This is a genomic window from Klebsiella africana, assembly GCF_020526085.1.
Taxonomy (GTDB): Bacteria; Pseudomonadota; Gammaproteobacteria; order Enterobacterales; family Enterobacteriaceae; genus Klebsiella; species Klebsiella africana.
On sequence record NZ_CP084874.1, the window covers coordinates 1909480 to 1926717 of the forward strand.

Below are 17238 nucleotides of genomic sequence, written 5' to 3' on the forward strand. Positions count from 1 at the left end.
AGCGTGGAAATTACAGACCCAGCAGGCCGACCGCGTAGCCGGCGATACCGATGACGAAGAAGCCAACGATGATCCACAGCGGGTTAACTTTCTTACGCAGCAGCCACATACAGGCGAAGGTCAACAGCAGCGGCACCAGGCCCGGCATCAGCTGGTCAAGGATGGTCTGCACGGTGGTGACGTGAACCTGGCCGTCAGAGCCGGTGATCTTTGACACCACCATCGGAATGTTTACGTGCGTCCACTTGTTAACCAGCGCCCCCATGACAAACAGGCCGAGGATTGACGCCCCCTCTGTCAGTTTCTGCAGGAAGCCGCCGCCCATATCTTTAACGATGTCCACGCCTTTGCGGTAACCGTAGGCGACGCCGTAGTAACGGGTTAGCAGACGCACCGCGTTGAACAGGATAAAGAACAGCAGAGGACCGAGCAGGCTACCGCTCATCGCGATCCCAGCGCCTAAGGCCGCGAACACGGGACGCACGGTACCCCAGAAGATCGGGTCGCCGACGCCGGCCAGCGGCCCCATCAGGCCGACTTTGATACCGTTGATGGCACCATCGTCAATCTCTGCGCCGTTGGCGCGCTGCTCTTCCATCGCCAGCGTGACGCCCAGTACCGGGGCGGCAACGTAAGGGTGGGTGTTAAAGAACTCAAGGTGACGCTTAATCGCCTGCTTACGCGCATCGTTGTTCTCCGGGTACAGACGGCGAATAGCCGGAACCATGGAGAAGCAGAAGCCCAGCGCCTGCATACGTTCGAAGTTCCATGAACCCTGGAACAGGTTAGAACGAATGAACACGCCACGAATATCACTCTGAGTGAGTTTTTTCTCGGTGGTATTTTTAGTCATATCAACCATTTCGCTCACCTGTTAGTCCAGTTCGTTATCGAGATCGTTGTTGCCAGCCGCCTGAGCCGGGGCACCCGCGACGCGGTTATATTTCGGGCTCAGCTGGATGTAGAGGATAGCCATGACCGCACCAATCACACCCAGGGCTACCAGGTTGAAGTTGGTGAAAGCGGCGGTGACGAAGCCGAGGTAGAAGAACGGCATCAGGTAGCCTGCGCGCATCATGTTGATGACCATCGCATAACCAACAACCACGATCATACCGCCAGCGATGTTCAGACCGCTGGTGACTACTTCAGGAATTGCGTTCAGCAAGCCCTGGACTTCGCTGGTACCGACGGAGATCGCCACGATAACGGCCGGGATAGCGATACGCATTGCCTGCAGGAACAGGGACGAGACGTGCAGCCACGACAGAGCGGTGAGGTTGCCATTCTCCGCCGCTTTATCCGCCGCGTGCTGGAAGGCAACGGTGATGGTACGCACGATAATGGTCAGTACCTGGCCGGCTGCCGCCAGCGGGATAGCCAGTGCGATACCGGCGCCGATGCTCTGATGGCCGGCAATAACCAGAACGGTGGAAATAATGGACGCCAGCGCGGCATCAGGGGCAACCGCCGCACCGATGTTCATCCAGCCCAGGGCGATCATCTCCAGCGTACCGCCGATGATAATACCGGTTTTCATATCGCCGAGAACGGCGCCAATCAGCGTACAGGCGACCAGAGGTCGGTGGAACTGAAATTCATCAAGTACCGACTCCATACCCGCAATACACGCGACGATGAACACCAGCACAATCTGAAGAAGGGTAATCTCCATTGTACTTCTCCTGTTGATTAAGTCTTAAAGTGAAAACTGGGGCACGACCGGCAGGTTATTTATCAACCTTGGCGATCAGATCCATCATTTTCAGTTTCGGGTCGGTGGACACTTTACGTGCCTCCAGCTCGATACCGCGTGCGTTCAGCTTTTTAAACGCCTCAATATCTTTGGCATCGACCGAAATCGCGTTGTTAACCTGGGTTTTCCCCTGGCGGAACGCCATACCGCCGATGTTGACGCTGGTGATTTTCACGCCGCCCTCGACGATACGCTCAACGTCGGTCGGGTTGGTAAACAGCAGCATGACGCGCTGCCCGGCGTACATTGGGTTGTTATAGACGCGGATCATTTTGGCAACGTCGACCACGTGGGCGGTGACGCCCGGCGGTGCCACCTGGGTCAGCAGGGTTTTGCGCACGGTATCCGCGGCGACTTCGTCGCTGACGACGATGATGCGAGTGACGTTGGTTTCTTTGGTCCAGCGAGTGGCGACCTGACCATGGATCAGACGGTCGTCAATACGCGCGAGACCAATCACCATGTAGTCGTTCGGGCCCATCGGTTTGGCTGGAACGGCGGCTTTGGGTGCTGCAGCCGCAGCGGGCGCGGGAGCCGCTTTCTCCACCGGTTTGGCCTTCAGCGCCTTCACACCTTCGCTGCCGGTCTCTACCGCTAAGGCGACCAGTTCATCGAAGGAAGGATCGTCATCGCGGGCCATGAAGGTTTCCACCAGCATTGGGATGTTAACCCCGGCGATGACTTCGTAATGCTCTTTATCGACGACAATGCGGCTTGCAGCGTTGAACGGACTGCCTCCCCATGTATCGACGAGAAACAGCACGCCTTTACTGGTATCCAGTTTTGCTAACTGGGCATTATATTTTTCGATCAGCGTTTCGGCGTTTTCACCCGGAACGAAATCGATCCAGCCTACGTTTTCCTGCTCGCCCAACAGCATCTCTGCGGTCTTCAGCAGCTGTTCTGCAGCCCAACCATGTGTGCCTATTACAATAGCAATCGTCACTTGCTACCTCCTTTATTATCGTGAATGCATCATCTGCTTTGATACATCCTGAATCACTCTTGAGGACAAAATCGATTCAGTTAGGGTGTAAGATAGAAAATAGTTACTACCGCGAATTATTTTAGACAGTGAAAAAATAATTAATGTGATGAAGATCCGTTAATCAGGCATCGCCTGCTAATTATTTTGCAGCACAAAAAATAGCCTTAGTTATTGCAAATTCAGGTAAATTTTTTCCATTTTCAATCTATATTTTGCTATGTTTAACTTCCGTTTAATTACTCAGGAGTATAGGGCATAGCCCGCAGTATGGACCGTCATCGACGTCTTTTCACTTTCTGGCACCTGGTTGCCACCTCCACGCATCACGCTTTTCATTCAGCACCTATTGTCGCGTCCATGCATGACATGGCGATGACTGACCTTGTCGCTAACCGGAGTCGCACATGGAATTGTTAATGGATCCCTCAATCTGGGCCGGCCTGTTGACGCTTATCGTTCTGGAAATTGTGCTCGGTATCGACAACCTGGTGTTTATTGCCATCCTGGCGGACAAACTGCCACCAAAGCAGCGTGACAAGGCCCGACTGATCGGCCTGTCGCTGGCACTGGTGATGCGCCTGGGGCTGCTGTCAGTGATCTCCTGGATGGTGACCCTGACAAAACCGTTGATAACCATCGCCGATTTCTCCTTTTCCGGGCGCGATCTCATCATGCTGCTCGGCGGGATCTTCTTGCTATTTAAGGCGACAACCGAGCTGCACGAGCGGCTGGAAAACCGCCAGCACGATGCCGGGCACGGGAAAGGCTATGCCAGCTTCTGGGTGGTGGTGCTGCAGATCGTGGTGCTGGACGCCGTCTTCTCTCTGGATGCGGTGATCACGGCGGTCGGTATGGTAAACCATCTGCCGGTAATGATGGCGGCGGTGGTGATCGCGATGATCATGATGCTGCTGGCCTCCAAGCCGTTGACGCGCTTTGTCAACCAGCACCCGACGGTGGTCGTACTCTGTCTGAGCTTCTTGTTGATGATCGGCCTGAGTCTGGTGGCGGAAGGGTTTGGCTTCCATATTCCGAAGGGGTACCTGTATGCGGCGATCGGTTTCTCGATCATTATCGAGTTCTTTAACCAGGTCGCACGTCGCAACTTTGTTCGCCACCAGTCGACGCTGCCGCTGCGTGCCCGTACCGCGGATGCCATCCTGCGCCTGATGGGCGGCCGTAAACAGGCCTCCGTCAGCCATGACGCCGACAGCCCGGCGGCGGTGCCGGTACCGGAAGGCGCCTTTGCGGAAGAAGAGCGTTACATGATTAACGGCGTGCTGACGCTGGCCCAGCGCTCCCTGCGCAGCATCATGACCTCGCGTGGAGAAATCAGCTGGGTCGACGCTGAGCAGAGTGAAGAGGAAATTCGTCGTCAGCTACTGTCCTCGCCGCACAGCCTGTTCCCGGTCTGCCGCGGCGAGCTGGACGAAATCATCGGTATCGTGCGGGCGAAAGAGATGCTGGTGGCGCTGGAATCGGGCGAAAACGTCGCGGCGCTGGCCTCCGCCTCCCCGGCAATTGTCGTCCCGGAAACGCTGGATCCGATCAATCTCCTCGGCGTTTTGCGCCGCGCGCGCGGCAGCTTCGTCATCGTGACCAATGAATTTGGCGTGGTACAGGGGCTGGTCACGCCGCTGGACGTCCTTGAAGCCATCGCTGGCGAGTTCCCGGACGCGGATGAGACACCGGAGATTGTCATCGATGGTGACGGCTGGCTGATCAAAGGGTCAACCGACCTGCATGCGCTACAGCAGGCGCTGGGGCTGGATCCGTTGATTAATGACGATGAGGATATTGCGACGGTTGCCGGGCTGGTGATCTCCGCCAATGGCCATATCCCGCGCATCGGCGATGTCGTGTCGCTCCCGCCGCTACAGTTTACTGTGGTGGAAGCGAATGATTACCGGGTCGATCTGGTTCGCGCGGTGGTTACCCGCCCGCCGAGCGACGAAGAAGAGTAATCGCCTGGTTCGCCGGCCCCTGCGGCCGGCGAGTTATTCTACCGTCACCCTCTCTGTCGGCTCTCTGCTGGCCAGCCATGCCGGAAAAGCCTCCACTGGCATCGGCCTGGCGTAATAAAACCCCTGTAGCACATCGACGCCGTGCCTACGCAGGTAGCTTTCCTGCTCCAGCGTCTCCACCCCTTCGGCAACGGTAACAATATTCAGGCGGTTGGCGAGGGCGATAATAATATCTGTCACCGTCGCATTCACGCTGTCTATGCCGACCGAGCTGGTGAACGAGCGGTCGATCTTCAGGACGTCCGGGCGCAGCTTTTCCAGCCACGATAGCGAACTGTTGCCGGTGCCAAAATCATCAATAGCCAGCTGTACCCCTTTGAAATGCAAGTGTTCCGCCATATGCTGGTCGCCATCCTGCAGGACATCGCGCTCGGTTAGCTCGACCACCAGCTGCTGCACTGGCTGCACGCTGAACCAGTAATTATGCAGGTCGCGCAGCAGTAAACCGTTGGCAAAGTGGCGGGCAGCGACATTGATCGCGATATGAAAATGGCGGTCGCTGGGAAAAACGTCCAGACGGCGCGCGGTTTCGGCAATGACATAGCGGGTGAGGGGAATGATGAGATTGCTCCCTTCAGCGATGGGAATAAACACCTCCGGCGAAATCGCCCCGCGGCGCGGGTTATTCCAGCGCAGGAGGATCTCCACCCCGCAGCAGCGGCCGCTGCGCGCATCCTGCAGTGGCTGACACCAGAGGGCAAACTCTCTGGCCGAAATGCCAAGGCTTATTTCCCGCGAGAAACTCATTCTGCCCGCGGTCGCCAGCCAGGCAATGCCGGTCATTAACAGGCTGAAGATGAGCGCCAGCGGCAGCTCACCGGGCAGCTCCTCAAGGGCAATAGCCGTGGCGCCGGGTCCGGTGATGTTGACGGTAAAAGGAAACTCAGTAGAGCGCTGGCGATAAATCACCGTTCCCGGCGGGGCATGGGCTTTATCAAGAAGTCCATGGCTGCTGCTAAAATAACGATCGCCAACCTGCAGGCTAACGTCGCTGATTAAGGCTGATTTTTCATTAAGAATTAAGGTGCCCAGCAGCTCGATATTCACCACCAGCATCGCACCATCCAGGCCGCTCTCCGAGGCTGGATACCACTGGATCAGCACCGGTGAGCCTTTGAGCAAGGAGCTGTCGTTCGAAAAGAGCAGCAGAGCGCGGGGCGCAGGAAGCGCGGGCTGCAGGCGATGTAAGTCCGCCTGTCGCGGACCAAAAATACTGGAACAATAAACGATACCTGATGTCACGAGGACAACGGAACGAACGGTTTGCAACGAGGCAGCCATTTTGCGCAGCGCCAGATGGATATCCGGACAGGGTTTGCCCACCAGAAGAAGTAGAGGGGGTCGCTGGGCGCTCAGCGGACGCAGGATGTTATTGAGCGCCGCCACCCGTTGGCTGGCGGCAGTACGAATAGCGTCTTCATTTACGCTACGCTGCGAAATAAATCGAATGGCTAAGGTGGCGCCCAGGGTTACAAGGGCTACCAGCAGGCAGACAATAATGCGTTTGCGACGATAGGCCGTAATGACTTTTTGTGCAGTCTGCATGTGCGACACCCTGTCGACAGGACGAGTGGTTAAGCGTGGCTTATTTAATAGAGCAATTGTAGTGGCAGAATATCGTCAGGTATAGAAAAAAGAAAATGCGCCACTGAGGGCGCATCAGGAAGGCTGGAAGCCTGGTGCTGCGCCTGCACCCCGACAGGTGGCGGGGGCAGGCAAACAGTTTAGTCACACTGAACTTTAATCGCCAGGCCGCCGCGGGAGGTTTCGCGGTACTTGGCGTTCATGTCTTTACCGGTTTCGTACATGGTCTCGATCACTTTGTCGAGCGAGACGCGCGGTTCGCTGGTACGGCGCATCGCCATTCGCGCGGCGTTGATTGCCTTGACGGAGGCGATGGCGTTACGTTCAATGCATGGCACCTGCACCTGGCCGGCGACCGGGTCGCAGGTCAGGCCGAGGTTGTGTTCCATGCCGATCTCCGCCGCCACGCAAACCTGTTCCGGGCTGGCGCCGAGCAGTTCAGCCAGACCCGCCGCCGCCATCGAGCAGGCGACGCCCACCTCGCCCTGACAACCGACTTCGGCGCCGGAAATGGAGGCATTCATCTTGTACAGCGCGCCGATCGCCCCACAGGCCATAAAGTAGCGGATATAGATCTCCGGGCTGACGGACTCGATAAAGTGATCGTAATAGGCGAGTACCGCCGGAACGATGCCGCAGGCGCCGTTGGTCGGCGCGGTCACCACGCGACCGCCGGCGGCGTTCTCTTCATTGACCGCCAGTGCGAACATATTGACCCAGTCAACGACGTTCATCGGATCGCTGGAGAGCTTATCGCTGGCCACCAGCAGACGACGCAGCGCCGAGGCGCGACGCGGGACGCGTAGCGGACCAGGCAGCACGCCTTCGGTGTTCATCCCGCGGTCGATACAGGCGCGCATGGTCTGCCAGACGTTGGCGAAATAGTCCTCGATCTCTTTTTTGCTGTGCAGCGCCAGCTCGTTCTGCATCACCATCCCGGAGAGCGACAGGCCGGTCTCTTTACAGTACGCCAGCATTTCCTGCGCCGATTTAAACGGGTAGGGCACCTGCAATTCGTTGGCGTTTTCTTTGCCGAAATGCTCTTCATCGACGATAAAGCCGCCGCCAATCGAGTAATAGGTCTTGCAGTAGATCTCTTTCTCGCCGGCCCAGGCATGAATGGTCATGCCGTTTTCGTGCAGCGGCAGGTTGTCGCTGCGAAAACGCATGCCGTCATCCGCCGGGAAGTCGACCTCGTGCTGGCCGTTGGCCAGCAGCAGTCGGCCGCGTGCCTCGACGTCACGGATAAATGCCGGAATCGCATCAATATCGACCGTATCGGGCTGATTGCCCGCCAGCCCCATGATAATGGCGATGTCCGTATGGTGGCCTTTGCCGGTTAATGACAGCGAACCGTAGACGTCAACCGCCACACGGGTCACTGCATTAAGCAATCCTTTTTCGACCAGGTCATCGACGAACTGTTTACCGGCCTTCATCGGGCCAACAGTGTGGGAAGATGAGGGACCAATCCCCACCTTGAACATGTCGAATAGACTAATCACGATAATACTCCTGACAGGGTTACCGCGGATGCGGTAACGATGTAATAACTGCGCATAGTGTAAGAGGGAAGCGCCCTGTCAGTTCAACTATTCACATGAATTAAACTAATGGATAACCGCGATTTTACTAATAGTGAGAGCGCCCTCTCATAATCAGTATAGCTAAGGTCGCGCGCCTATCTGCAGCGCCAGCTCGCGAATGATCCCGGCGGTCATTCCCCAGACAAAATAATGCTGGTACCAGGAGAGCCAGACGCGGTGGTCGTTGCCCCGGCGGTGAATATCAAGCGGATGGTAGCGCCCGAGGCGCAGAGCTTCAGCGAGCGGCATTTCAAATACTGCGGCGACTTCGTCCTGACTGGCGTGATAGTGCAGATCCGGAGGAATAATGCCCACCACCGGCGTCACCTGAAATCCGGTGACGCTGTCCACCGGCGGCAGGACGCCGATCACCTCGACCGACTCCGGCGGGATCGCCACTTCTTCCTGGGCTTCGCGCAGGGCGGCAGCGATAAGCGTCGCATCGGTATTATCTACCGCGCCGCCGGGAAAGGCGACCTGGCCGGCGTGCTTGCGCAGCAGCGGCGAACGCTGGGTCAGCAGCAGGCCGGGCTGCGGCCGGCGCACGATCGGCACCAGCACCGCCGCCTGTCGCTGATTGAGCGCATGGCGCGAAGGCTGAGGGCGCAGCAGCTGGAAGCGGGACAGAAAATCATCCAGATTGAGGGCGTGGTCCGCCATGGTTTAGTTCTCCAGTTGGTGCAGGATACGATTAACTTTATCAAAAGTTTCCTGATATTCCGCCGCTTCATCGCTATCCGCCACAATTCCACCGCCAGCGGAGCAGTATAGCTGCCCCTGCCAGGCCGTCAGGGTGCGAATGGTGATGCTGGTATCCATATTGCCGCAATAGCTCAGATAGCCGATGCTCCCGCACCAGGCGTTGCGTCGCTGGGGCTCCAGTTCATCGATAATCTCCATCGCCCGCACTTTCGGGGCGCCGGTGATCGAGCCGCCGGGAAAGGCGGCGCGCAGCAGGTCGCTGGCGTGCAGCGTTGCCGGTAAGCGGGCGGTGATGGTACTGACCAGATGATGGACCGCCGGGAACGGCTCCACCACGAACAGCTCGGGGACCCGCACGCTGCCCGGGACGGCGACGCGGCCGATGTCGTTGCGCATCAGGTCGACAATCATTAAATTCTCGGCGCGATCTTTCGGCGAATTTGCCAGCTTCTCAGCCTGCTGCGCATCATCCTGCGGTGAATCAAGCCGCGGCAGGGTGCCTTTTATCGGGCGCGTCTGGACTTCCCCCTGGCGCAGCTGAATAAAGCGCTCCGGCGACAGGCTTAAAATCGCCCCTTCCTCGAGGCGAATAAAAGCGCTAAAGGGGGCGCGGTTGGCGGTATTCAGCTGGCGGAAAGCCTGCCATTCATCACCGACGTAGTTGGCCTGAAAACGCTGAGCGAGGTTGACCTGATAGCAGTCGCCGCTGTGCAGATAGGCCTGCACCTGGCGAAATTTCTCGCCGTACTGCTGGCGGTTCATATTTGACTGCCAGGCAGAGGTCAGGGCGAAAGGTATCATCGCCGGACGTGATTGTGCCTGCAGCCACTGCAGGCGCTGCTGCGGATCGTCATAGCTGAGCAGTGAAATTTGCTGACGCTGGTGGTCGACGACCAGCGCCCAGTCATAGATCCCCACCGCCATATCCGGCAGCGCGATATCGGCCTGCGCGTGCGAAGGGAGATGCTCAAAGCGGCGGCCCAGATCGTAACCGAATAATCCCAGCGCGCCGCCGAGAAACGGCAGATCGTCATGGGGCTGCGGCGTGAACGGCTGACGATCCAACTGCTGTTGAAGCAGTTGCAGCGGATCTTCCGTTGAGACAACAACGGTTTCGCCGTCGTCGACCCACGTCTGTTCACCGTGCGTCAGCAGCGTGGCGCGCGGAGCCGCCACCAGAATATCAAAGCGGTTATGCGGATGGTCGGCAAAGCCGGAATGCAGTAGCATCGCCCAGGGCAGGGCGCTTAACGGCGTAAAATAGTGTTCGGCGGCATCCGGGCGCCAGGGCAGGCTAATAATCGCGGGGGACAACATCTTTCTCGATCCTGAACGATGCCGCCCCTCTGGCGTAGGCGGGGACGGCGTGAAATAATTACGCCCCACAATGTAGCAGGAGTAAAAGATGTTTGCAGGTTTACCTTCGCTGAGCCACGAGCAACAGCAAAAAGCGGTCGAACGTATCCATGAGCTAATGGCCCAGGGGATGAGCAGCGGCCAGGCGATTGCCCTGGTGGCGGAAGAGCTGCGCGCAACGCATACCGGCGAGCAGATCGTCGCGCGCTTTGAAGATGAAGACGAAGACGAGTAATTACACCGCGGCGATAATTTTGATCTCAACTTTATACTGCGGGTTCATCAGCGTCGCTTCCACCGTGCAGCGCACCGGGGCGTGACCAGCCACCACCCACGCGTCCCAGGCTTTATTCATTGCCGCAAAGTCGTTTTTGTCGGCGAGGAAAATGGTAGCGTCAAGAATGCGTGACTTGTCGCTGCCCTGTTTTTCCAGCACCGCGTCAATCTGCGCCAGGGTGTTGGCGGTCTGCTCGAAGGCGTCGGCTTCGAGATTTGCCGGCACGCCGGTGTAGTACAGGGTCTGGTTGTGGATCACCACGTCTGACCAACGGGCTTCGGCATCAATACGGGTAATTGTCATTTCTTTTTCCTCTTTGAGCATTCCATTCGGCTGCGGCAAGACTGCCATAATGTGCCGCTCGCGTCACTACCCGGACTGGCGAAACGCCGTCCTCCCTGACATAATCACTGTCCAAATAACCAGGGGGCAATGTGATCGACGATTTTGCAGCAGACGGCCAGCTAGCCAAAGCCATACCGGGATTTAAACCGCGCGAACCGCAGCGCCAGATGGCGGTGGCGGTGAGCGAAGCGATTGAGGCCTCCCGGCCGCTGGTGGTGGAAGCGGGGACCGGAACCGGTAAAACTTACGCTTACCTGGCGCCTGCGCTGCGGGCGAAAAAAAAGGTGATTATCTCCACCGGCTCGAAAGCGCTGCAGGATCAGCTCTACAGCCGCGATCTGCCCACCGTCGCCAAAGCGCTCAAATTCACCGGTAAACTGGCGCTGCTCAAAGGGCGCTCCAACTACCTGTGCCTCGAACGTCTTGAGCAGCAGGCGCTGGCGGGCGGCGATCTGCCGGTGCAAACCCTCAGCGATGTAATCCTCCTGCGCTCCTGGTCGAACCAAACTCAGGATGGCGATATCAGCACCTGCGCCAGCGTGGCGGAAGACTCTCAGGCCTGGCCGCTGGTCACCAGCACCAACGATAACTGTCTCGGTAGCGACTGCCCACTGTATAAAGATTGCTTCGTGGTGAAGGCGCGTAAAAAAGCGATGGACGCCGACGTGGTGGTGGTCAACCATCACCTGTTCCTGGCCGATATGGTGGTCAAAGAGAGCGGTTTTGCCGAGCTGATCCCCGAGGCGGAAGTGATGATCTTCGATGAAGCCCATCAGTTGCCGGATATCGCCAGTCAGTACTTTGGCCAGTCGCTCTCCAGCCGCCAGCTGCTGGACCTGGCGAAAGACATCACCATTGCCTACCGTACCGAACTGAAAGACACCCAACAGCTGCAAAAATGTGCCGACCGCCTGGCGCAAAGCGCCCAGGATTTCCGCCTGCAGCTGGGAGACCCGGGCTACCGCGGCAATCTGCGCGAGCTGCTGGCGGACAGCCACATTCAGCGGGCGCTGCTGCTGCTCGATGATGCTCTTGAACTGTGTTACGACGTCGCCAAACTTTCGCTGGGCCGCTCGGCGCTGCTCGATGCCGCTTTTGAGCGCGCCACCCTCTATCGCGGGCGTCTGAAGCGGCTGAAAGAGATCAACCAGCCGGGCTACAGCTATTGGTATGAGTGCACCTCACGCCACTTTACCCTCGCGCTGACGCCGTTGACCGTGGCCGAGAAGTTTAAAGAGGTGATGGCGCAGAAGTCGGGGAGCTGGATCTTTACCTCGGCGACGCTGTCGGTCAACGACGATCTGCACCACTTCACCGCCCGGCTGGGGATCGACGAGGCGCAGACTCTGCTGCTGCCGAGTCCCTTTGACTATCAGCACCAGGCGCTGCTCTGCGTGCCGCGCAACCTACCGCTGCCGAACCAGCCCGGCGCGGCGCGACACCTGGCGGCGATGCTCAAGCCGCTGATCGAGGCCAACGATGGTCGCTGCTTTATGCTGTGCACCTCGCACGCCATGATGCGCGATCTGGCTGAGCAGTTCCGCGCCACCATGACGCTACCGGTGCTGCTGCAGGGCGAGACCAGCAAAGGTCAGCTGCTGCAGCAGTTCGTCAGCGCCGGCAACGCGCTGCTGGTGGCTACCAGCAGCTTCTGGGAGGGAGTCGACGTGCGCGGCGACGCGCTGTCGCTGGTGATTATCGATAAGCTACCATTCACCTCGCCGGACGATCCGCTGCTAAAAGCGCGGATGGAAGATTGCCGGCTGCGCGGTGGGGATCCCTTCGATGAAGTGCAGCTCCCGGATGCGGTGATCACCCTCAAGCAGGGGGTGGGCCGCCTGATCCGCGATATCGACGACCGCGGGGTGCTGGTGATCTGCGACAACCGGCTGGTGATGCGCCCCTACGGCGCGGTGTTCCTGGCCAGTCTGCCGCCGGCGCCGCGAACCCGCGATATCCGTCGGGCGGTGCGCTTCCTCGCCGTACCGCCGGCAAGGTAATCCGCACTAAAATGTGTTAAGCTGCGCGCCATTTTGTTAATTAGCGGTTCCCAATAGACTTCGGGCGGCATGGCGACGGGTTAGCCGTTTGCCGGAAAACAGGCTGCCTGAAGGCCTGAACTATGTAACGAGAGCGTGACCACCCATGCGAATTTTGGCTATCGATACCGCCACAGAGGCCTGCTCCGCGGCGCTGTGGAATGATGGCACCCTTAGTGCTCATTTCGAAATTTGTCCCCGCGAACATACCCAACGTATCCTGCCGCTGGTGCAGGAGGTCCTCACCGAGAGCGGCACCACGCTGAGCGAGCTGGACGCGCTGGCCTTTGGCCGAGGTCCGGGCAGCTTTACCGGCGTGCGCATTGGCATCGGTATCGCTCAGGGGTTGGCGTTGGGCGCCGAACTGCCAATGATCGGCGTTTCCACGCTGGCCACCATGGCGCAGGGCGCCTGGCGCAAAACTGGCGCCACCCGCGTGCTGGCGGCCATTGACGCGCGAATGGGCGAAGTCTACTGGGCCGAGTACCAGCGCGACGAGCAGGGCGTCTGGCATGGTGAAGAGACGGAAGCGGTGCTCAAACCGGACGCGGTAGCCGAACGGCTGGCACAGCTTTCCGGTGAATGGGCCACCGTCGGCACCGGCTGGCAGGCGTGGCCGGATCTGGCGAAAGAGAGCGGACTGACCTTAAGCAGCGGCGAAATCACACTGCCGGCGGCGGAGGATATGCTGCCGTTAGCCTGTTACCTGCTGGCGGCGGGAAAAACCGTGGCCGTGGAGAAAGCGGAGCCGGTTTATTTGCGAAACGAGGTGGCGTGGAAGAAACTTCCAGGCCGCGAGTGAATCTCAGTAACAACAAGACTGAGAAAAGGAGTCGCATCATGGCGGGTCAAAAACAGGGCGTTCGCTGGCTGCTGGCCGCGGCGGTTGCCGTTGCGCTAAGCGGCTGCGTGTCAGTGCCGGATGCCATCAAAGGCACCAGCCCGACGCCGCAGCAGGATTTAGTGCGGGTGATGAACGCCCCGCAGCTGTACGTTGGCCAGGAGGCACGCTTTGGCGGCAAGGTGGTCAATGTGCAAAACCAGCAGGGGAAAACCCGTTTGGAAATCGCCACCGTGCCGCTGGACAGCGGCGCGCGGCCTGTGCTGGGCGAGCCGTCCCGTGGGCGGATCTATGCCGACGTTAACGGCTTCCTCGATCCGGTGGATTTCCGTGGTCAGCTGGTGACCGTGGTCGGGCCGATTGCCGGGGTGGTTGACGGCAAGGTGGGCAGCACGCCCTACAAATTTATGCTGATGAACGCCACCGGCTACAAGCGCTGGAACGTGGTGCAGCAGGTGGTGATGCCTCCGCAACCTATCGACCCGTGGATGCTGGGTCCGCGCCCCTGGGGCTACGGCTATGGCGGTTGGGGCTGGTACAATCCCGGCCCTGCTGAGGTGAGAAACGTTGTAACCGAATGATTTTGTTGTTTATGTTAGTTCAAAGAAACAGCGGCTGGTCCGCTGTTTCTTTGTTTTCAGTCGAATAAGAAAAAAAATAGTGACGCGCTTCGCAACCTGCTCATTGCCTAATTAATAAACTGGTACGCTGAGTTAATATAATGTTAACAAAATGTATTTTCCAGGGGCTGTGATGACGACGAATAACTATTTCAGAGGTGATGCAGTGAAAAAGGTTTGGCTAAACCGTTATCCCGCGGATGTTCCAGCGGAGATAAATCCTGACCGCTATCAATCCCTGGTTGAATTGTTTGAACATGCCACCACCCGCTACGCTGACCAACCGGCGTTCATCAATATGGGTGAAGTGATGACTTACCGTAAGCTGGAGGAGCGTAGTCGCGCCTTCGCCGCTTACCTTCAGGAGGGGTTAGGGTTACAGAAGGGCGATCGCGTGGCCCTGATGATGCCTAACCTGCTGCAGTATCCGGTGGCTCTGTTTGGCATCTTGCGCGCCGGGATGATCGTGGTTAACGTCAACCCCTTATATACCCCGCGTGAACTGGAGCATCAGCTCAACGACAGCGGCGCGGCGGCGATCGTCATTGTCTCCAACTTTGCCCATACCCTGGAAAAAGTGGTGGCGAAAACTCAGGTTCAGCATGTCATCCTGACGCGCATGGGCGATCAGCTCTCCACCGCCAAAGGTACGCTGGTGAACTTTGTGGTCAAGTACATCAAGCGTCTTGTGCCGAAGTATCACCTGCCGGATGCCATCTCCTTTCGCAGCGCGCTGCAGCACGGCTATCGCATGCAGTACGTCAAGCCGGAGATCGTTGCGGAAGATCTGGCGTTTCTGCAGTATACCGGGGGGACTACCGGGGTGGCCAAAGGAGCGATGCTAACCCACCGCAACATGCTGGCTAACCTCGAGCAGGTCAATGCCACCTACGGCCCGCTGCTGCATCGCGGCAAAGAGTTCGTGGTGACCGCGCTGCCGCTGTATCACATTTTCGCCCTCACCATGAACTGCCTGCTGTTTATCGAACTGGGTGGGCAGAATTTGCTGATCACCAACCCACGCGATATCCCCGGGCTGGTGAAGGAGCTGGCGAAATATCCGTTTACCGCCATGACCGGGGTCAATACCCTGTTCAACGCCTTGCTGAACAACAAAGAGTTCCAGCAGCTAGATTTCTCCTCTCTGCACCTCTCCGCCGGCGGTGGGATGCCGGTGCAGCAGGCGGTGGCTGAGCGCTGGGTGAAGCTGACCGGACAATATCTGCTGGAGGGCTACGGCCTGACCGAGTGTTCGCCGCTGGTCAGCGTCAACCCGCACGATATCGACTACCACAGCGGCAGCATTGGTCTGCCGGTACCCTCCACCGAAGCCAAACTAGTGGACGATGACGATATCGACGTGGCGCCGGGACAGCCGGGCGAGCTCTGTATCAAGGGGCCGCAGGTGATGCTGGGCTACTGGCAGCGGCCTGACGCGACCGATGAAATTATCAAAGACGGTTGGCTGCACACCGGGGATATCGCGGTCATGGATGATGAAGGATTCCTGCGCATCGTCGACCGCAAAAAAGATATGATCCTGGTATCGGGGTTTAACGTCTATCCGAATGAAATCGAAGATGTGGTCATGCAGCACAGCGGCGTGCTCGAAGTAGCAGCCATCGGCGTGCCGTCCGGTAGCAGCGGTGAAGCGGTGAAGATTTTCGTGGTTAAGAAAGATGCCGCATTAACCGAAGAAGCACTGATTACGTTCTGCCGTCGCCATTTGACCGGATACAAGGTGCCGAAGCTGGTGGAATTCCGTGACGAACTGCCGAAATCCAACGTCGGGAAAATTTTGCGGCGAGAACTGCGTGACGAAGCGCGCGCTAAAGTGGACAATAAAGGCTAAGTAACGAATGAGTCGCCTGACGCCGGCTACGCCGGCGTTTTTTATGGGCGCAAGTTAAGAGAGTATGCTTTGAACTATCAGATGATCACCACCGACGATGGCCTGCGCGCTGTCTGCGAAGCGGCAAGCGCGGCCTCCGCCGTTGCTCTGGATACGGAATTTGTCCGCACCCGCACTTATTACCCGCAGCTGGGCCTACTGCAGCTGTTCGATGGCCAGCAGGTCTCTCTGATCGATCCCCTGACGATTAACGACTGGGCGCCGATGCGCGAGCTACTGCTCAACCAGGATGTGACTAAATACCTGCACGCCGGCAGCGAAGATTTAGAAGTCTTTCTCAACGCGTTCAACCTGATGCCGCAGCCGCTGATCGACACCCAGATCCTGGCGGCCTTCTGCGGCCGCCCAATGTCCTGGGGCTTCGCCTCGATGGTGGAAGAGTATTCCGGGGTAGCGCTGGATAAAAGCGAATCCCGCACCGACTGGCTGGCGCGCCCGCTGACCGAGCGTCAGTGTGAATATGCTGCAGCCGACGTCTGGTACCTGCTGCCGATCGCCAGCCAGTTAATGGCGGAGACCGATCGCGCAGGCTGGCTGTCGGCGGCGCTGGACGAATGTCGTCTGATGCAGCAGCGCCGTCAGGAGGTGGTCGACCCGGCCGAGGCCTGGCGCGATATTGGCAATGCCTGGCAGCTGCGAACCCGCCAGCTGGGTTGTCTGCAGCTGCTGGCGGAGTGGCGCCTGCGCAAAGCGCGTGAGCGCGATCTGGCGGTAAACTTTGTGGTGCGGGAAGAGCATCTATGGAGCGTGGCGCGCTATATGCCCACCAGCCTCGGCGAGCTCGACAGCCTCGGGTTGTCCGGTAGCGAAATTCGCTTCCACGGCAAAACGCTGCTTAGCCTGGTCGAGAAAGCGCAGGCGCTGCCGGAATCGGCCCTGCCGGCGCCGCTGCAGAATCTTATCGATATGCCGGGCTACCGCAAAGCCTTTAAAGATATTAAAGCGCTGGTGCAGGAAGTAAGCACGGAGAAGGGCGTAAGCGCGGAGCTGCTGGCGTCGCGTCGGCAGATCAACCAGCTGCTGAACTGGCACTGGCAGTTGAAAACGCAAGCCGGTGAACCTGAGCTGATTTCCGGTTGGCGCGGGGAGCTGATGGCCGAGCAGCTGAAGTCGCTGTTAAACGACTATCCGCGCTAGCGGGCGGCCTGGTTCAGGCCATAAAAAAACCGGCGGCGCGTGGCGTAGCCGGTTTTTTTTCGCGATGGTGC

At 58.5% G+C, this 17238-nt stretch carries 15 protein-coding genes; 7 read left to right on the plus strand and 8 right to left on the minus strand.

The window, feature by feature from the left end; genetic code table 11:
• Window positions 1-10: 10 nt before the first annotated feature.
• From LGL98_RS09250 to manX, 3 genes are read right to left on the minus strand one after another with little or no spacing between them, the layout of a single operon-like run.
• Window positions 11-862 carry a PTS mannose transporter subunit IID gene (locus LGL98_RS09250; RefSeq protein WP_004145526.1) on the minus strand — a complete coding sequence of 284 codons (852 nt, stop codon included), beginning with the start codon at window positions 860-862 and terminating at the stop codon, window positions 11-13.
• 12 nt (window positions 863-874) lie between these two features.
• On the minus strand, window positions 875-1675 hold the full coding sequence (locus LGL98_RS09255) for a PTS mannose/fructose/sorbose transporter subunit IIC (RefSeq protein ID WP_004203359.1): 801 nt from the start codon (window positions 1673-1675) through the stop codon (window positions 875-877).
• Window positions 1676-1730: 55 nt separating this feature from the next.
• Complete coding sequence (gene manX, locus LGL98_RS09260; RefSeq protein WP_136030218.1) at window positions 1731-2702, minus strand: PTS mannose transporter subunit IIAB; 972 nt, start codon at window positions 2700-2702, stop codon at window positions 1731-1733.
• Window positions 2703-3148: 446 nt separating this feature from the next.
• Between manX and yoaE the strand changes: the two genes are divergently transcribed.
• On the plus strand, window positions 3149-4708 hold the full coding sequence (gene yoaE / locus LGL98_RS09265; RefSeq protein ID WP_136030220.1) for a CNNM family cation transport protein YoaE: 1560 nt from the start codon (window positions 3149-3151) through the stop codon (window positions 4706-4708).
• Between the two features lie 33 nt (window positions 4709-4741).
• Here yoaE and LGL98_RS09270 read toward each other — a convergent pair whose 3' ends face one another.
• From LGL98_RS09270 to pabB, 4 genes are all read right to left on the minus strand, one after another.
• Window positions 4742-6313 carry an EAL domain-containing protein gene (locus LGL98_RS09270; RefSeq protein ID WP_136030222.1) on the minus strand — a complete coding sequence of 524 codons (1572 nt, stop codon included), beginning with the start codon at window positions 6311-6313 and terminating at the stop codon, window positions 4742-4744.
• Between the two features lie 179 nt (window positions 6314-6492).
• Window positions 6493-7857, minus strand: coding sequence for an L-serine ammonia-lyase (gene sdaA / locus LGL98_RS09275; RefSeq protein ID WP_004151445.1), 1365 nt, complete (start codon window positions 7855-7857; stop codon window positions 6493-6495).
• 162 nt (window positions 7858-8019) lie between these two features.
• Window positions 8020-8598: a CoA pyrophosphatase gene (locus LGL98_RS09280; protein ID WP_136030224.1), complete on the minus strand. Its 579-nt coding sequence runs from the start codon at window positions 8596-8598 to the stop codon at window positions 8020-8022.
• Between the two features lie 3 nt (window positions 8599-8601).
• A complete protein-coding gene (gene pabB, locus LGL98_RS09285; protein WP_136030226.1) occupies window positions 8602-9957 on the minus strand; it encodes an aminodeoxychorismate synthase component 1 in 1356 nt (451 codons plus the stop codon).
• Between the two features lie 88 nt (window positions 9958-10045).
• Between pabB and LGL98_RS09290 the strand changes: the two genes are divergently transcribed.
• The gene (locus LGL98_RS09290; protein ID WP_025711061.1) at window positions 10046-10231 is read left to right on the plus strand and encodes a YoaH family protein; all 186 of its coding nucleotides are present in this window, start codon (window positions 10046-10048) and stop codon (window positions 10229-10231) included.
• Here LGL98_RS09290 and LGL98_RS09295 read toward each other — a convergent pair whose 3' ends face one another.
• Window positions 10232-10576: a RidA family protein gene (locus tag LGL98_RS09295; RefSeq protein WP_136030227.1), complete on the minus strand. Its 345-nt coding sequence runs from the start codon at window positions 10574-10576 to the stop codon at window positions 10232-10234.
• 131 nt (window positions 10577-10707) lie between these two features.
• On the opposite strand from LGL98_RS09295, the gene yoaA reads away from it, so the two are divergent.
• The 5 genes from yoaA to rnd all read left to right on the plus strand — a co-directional run bounded on the left by yoaA (window position 10708) and on the right by rnd (window position 17167).
• Window positions 10708-12618, plus strand: coding sequence for a DNA repair helicase YoaA (gene yoaA, locus LGL98_RS09300; protein WP_004175456.1), 1911 nt, complete (start codon window positions 10708-10710; stop codon window positions 12616-12618).
• 145 nt (window positions 12619-12763) lie between these two features.
• Window positions 12764-13459, plus strand: a complete 696-nt coding sequence (gene tsaB, locus LGL98_RS09305; RefSeq protein ID WP_136030229.1) for a tRNA (adenosine(37)-N6)-threonylcarbamoyltransferase complex dimerization subunit type 1 TsaB — start codon at window positions 12764-12766, stop codon at window positions 13457-13459.
• A 38-nt stretch (window positions 13460-13497) separates the two neighbouring features.
• Window positions 13498-14079, plus strand: coding sequence for a Slp family lipoprotein (locus tag LGL98_RS09310; protein WP_136030230.1), 582 nt, complete (start codon window positions 13498-13500; stop codon window positions 14077-14079).
• A gap of 205 nt (window positions 14080-14284) precedes the next feature.
• The gene (gene fadD, locus LGL98_RS09315) at window positions 14285-15970 is read left to right on the plus strand and encodes a long-chain-fatty-acid--CoA ligase FadD (RefSeq protein ID WP_136030232.1); all 1686 of its coding nucleotides are present in this window, start codon (window positions 14285-14287) and stop codon (window positions 15968-15970) included.
• Window positions 15971-16051: 81 nt separating this feature from the next.
• Window positions 16052-17167, plus strand: coding sequence for a ribonuclease D (gene rnd, locus LGL98_RS09320; RefSeq protein WP_168435245.1), 1116 nt, complete (start codon window positions 16052-16054; stop codon window positions 17165-17167).
• The last annotated feature ends 71 nt before the right edge of the window (window positions 17168-17238 follow it).

Coding starts and splice junctions, on each gene's coding strand:
- LGL98_RS09250 (WP_004145526.1), bottom strand. CDS start 862: ATGGTTGATATGACTAAAAATACCACCGAGAAAAAACTCACTCAGAGT.
- LGL98_RS09255 (WP_004203359.1), bottom strand. CDS start 1,675: ATGGAGATTACCCTTCTTCAGATTGTGCTGGTGTTCATCGTCGCGTGT.
- yoaE (WP_136030220.1), top strand. CDS start 3,149: ATGGAATTGTTAATGGATCCCTCAATCTGGGCCGGCCTGTTGACGCTT.
- LGL98_RS09270 (WP_136030222.1), bottom strand. CDS start 6,313: ATGCAGACTGCACAAAAAGTCATTACGGCCTATCGTCGCAAACGCATT.
- LGL98_RS09280 (WP_136030224.1), bottom strand. CDS start 8,598: ATGGCGGACCACGCCCTCAATCTGGATGATTTTCTGTCCCGCTTCCAG.
- pabB (WP_136030226.1), bottom strand. CDS start 9,957: ATGTTGTCCCCCGCGATTATTAGCCTGCCCTGGCGCCCGGATGCCGCC.
- LGL98_RS09290 (WP_025711061.1), top strand. CDS start 10,046: ATGTTTGCAGGTTTACCTTCGCTGAGCCACGAGCAACAGCAAAAAGCG.
- LGL98_RS09295 (WP_136030227.1), bottom strand. CDS start 10,576: ATGACAATTACCCGTATTGATGCCGAAGCCCGTTGGTCAGACGTGGTG.
- tsaB (WP_136030229.1), top strand. CDS start 12,764: ATGCGAATTTTGGCTATCGATACCGCCACAGAGGCCTGCTCCGCGGCG.
- LGL98_RS09310 (WP_136030230.1), top strand. CDS start 13,498: ATGGCGGGTCAAAAACAGGGCGTTCGCTGGCTGCTGGCCGCGGCGGTT.
- rnd (WP_168435245.1), top strand. CDS start 16,052: ATGATCACCACCGACGATGGCCTGCGCGCTGTCTGCGAAGCGGCAAGC.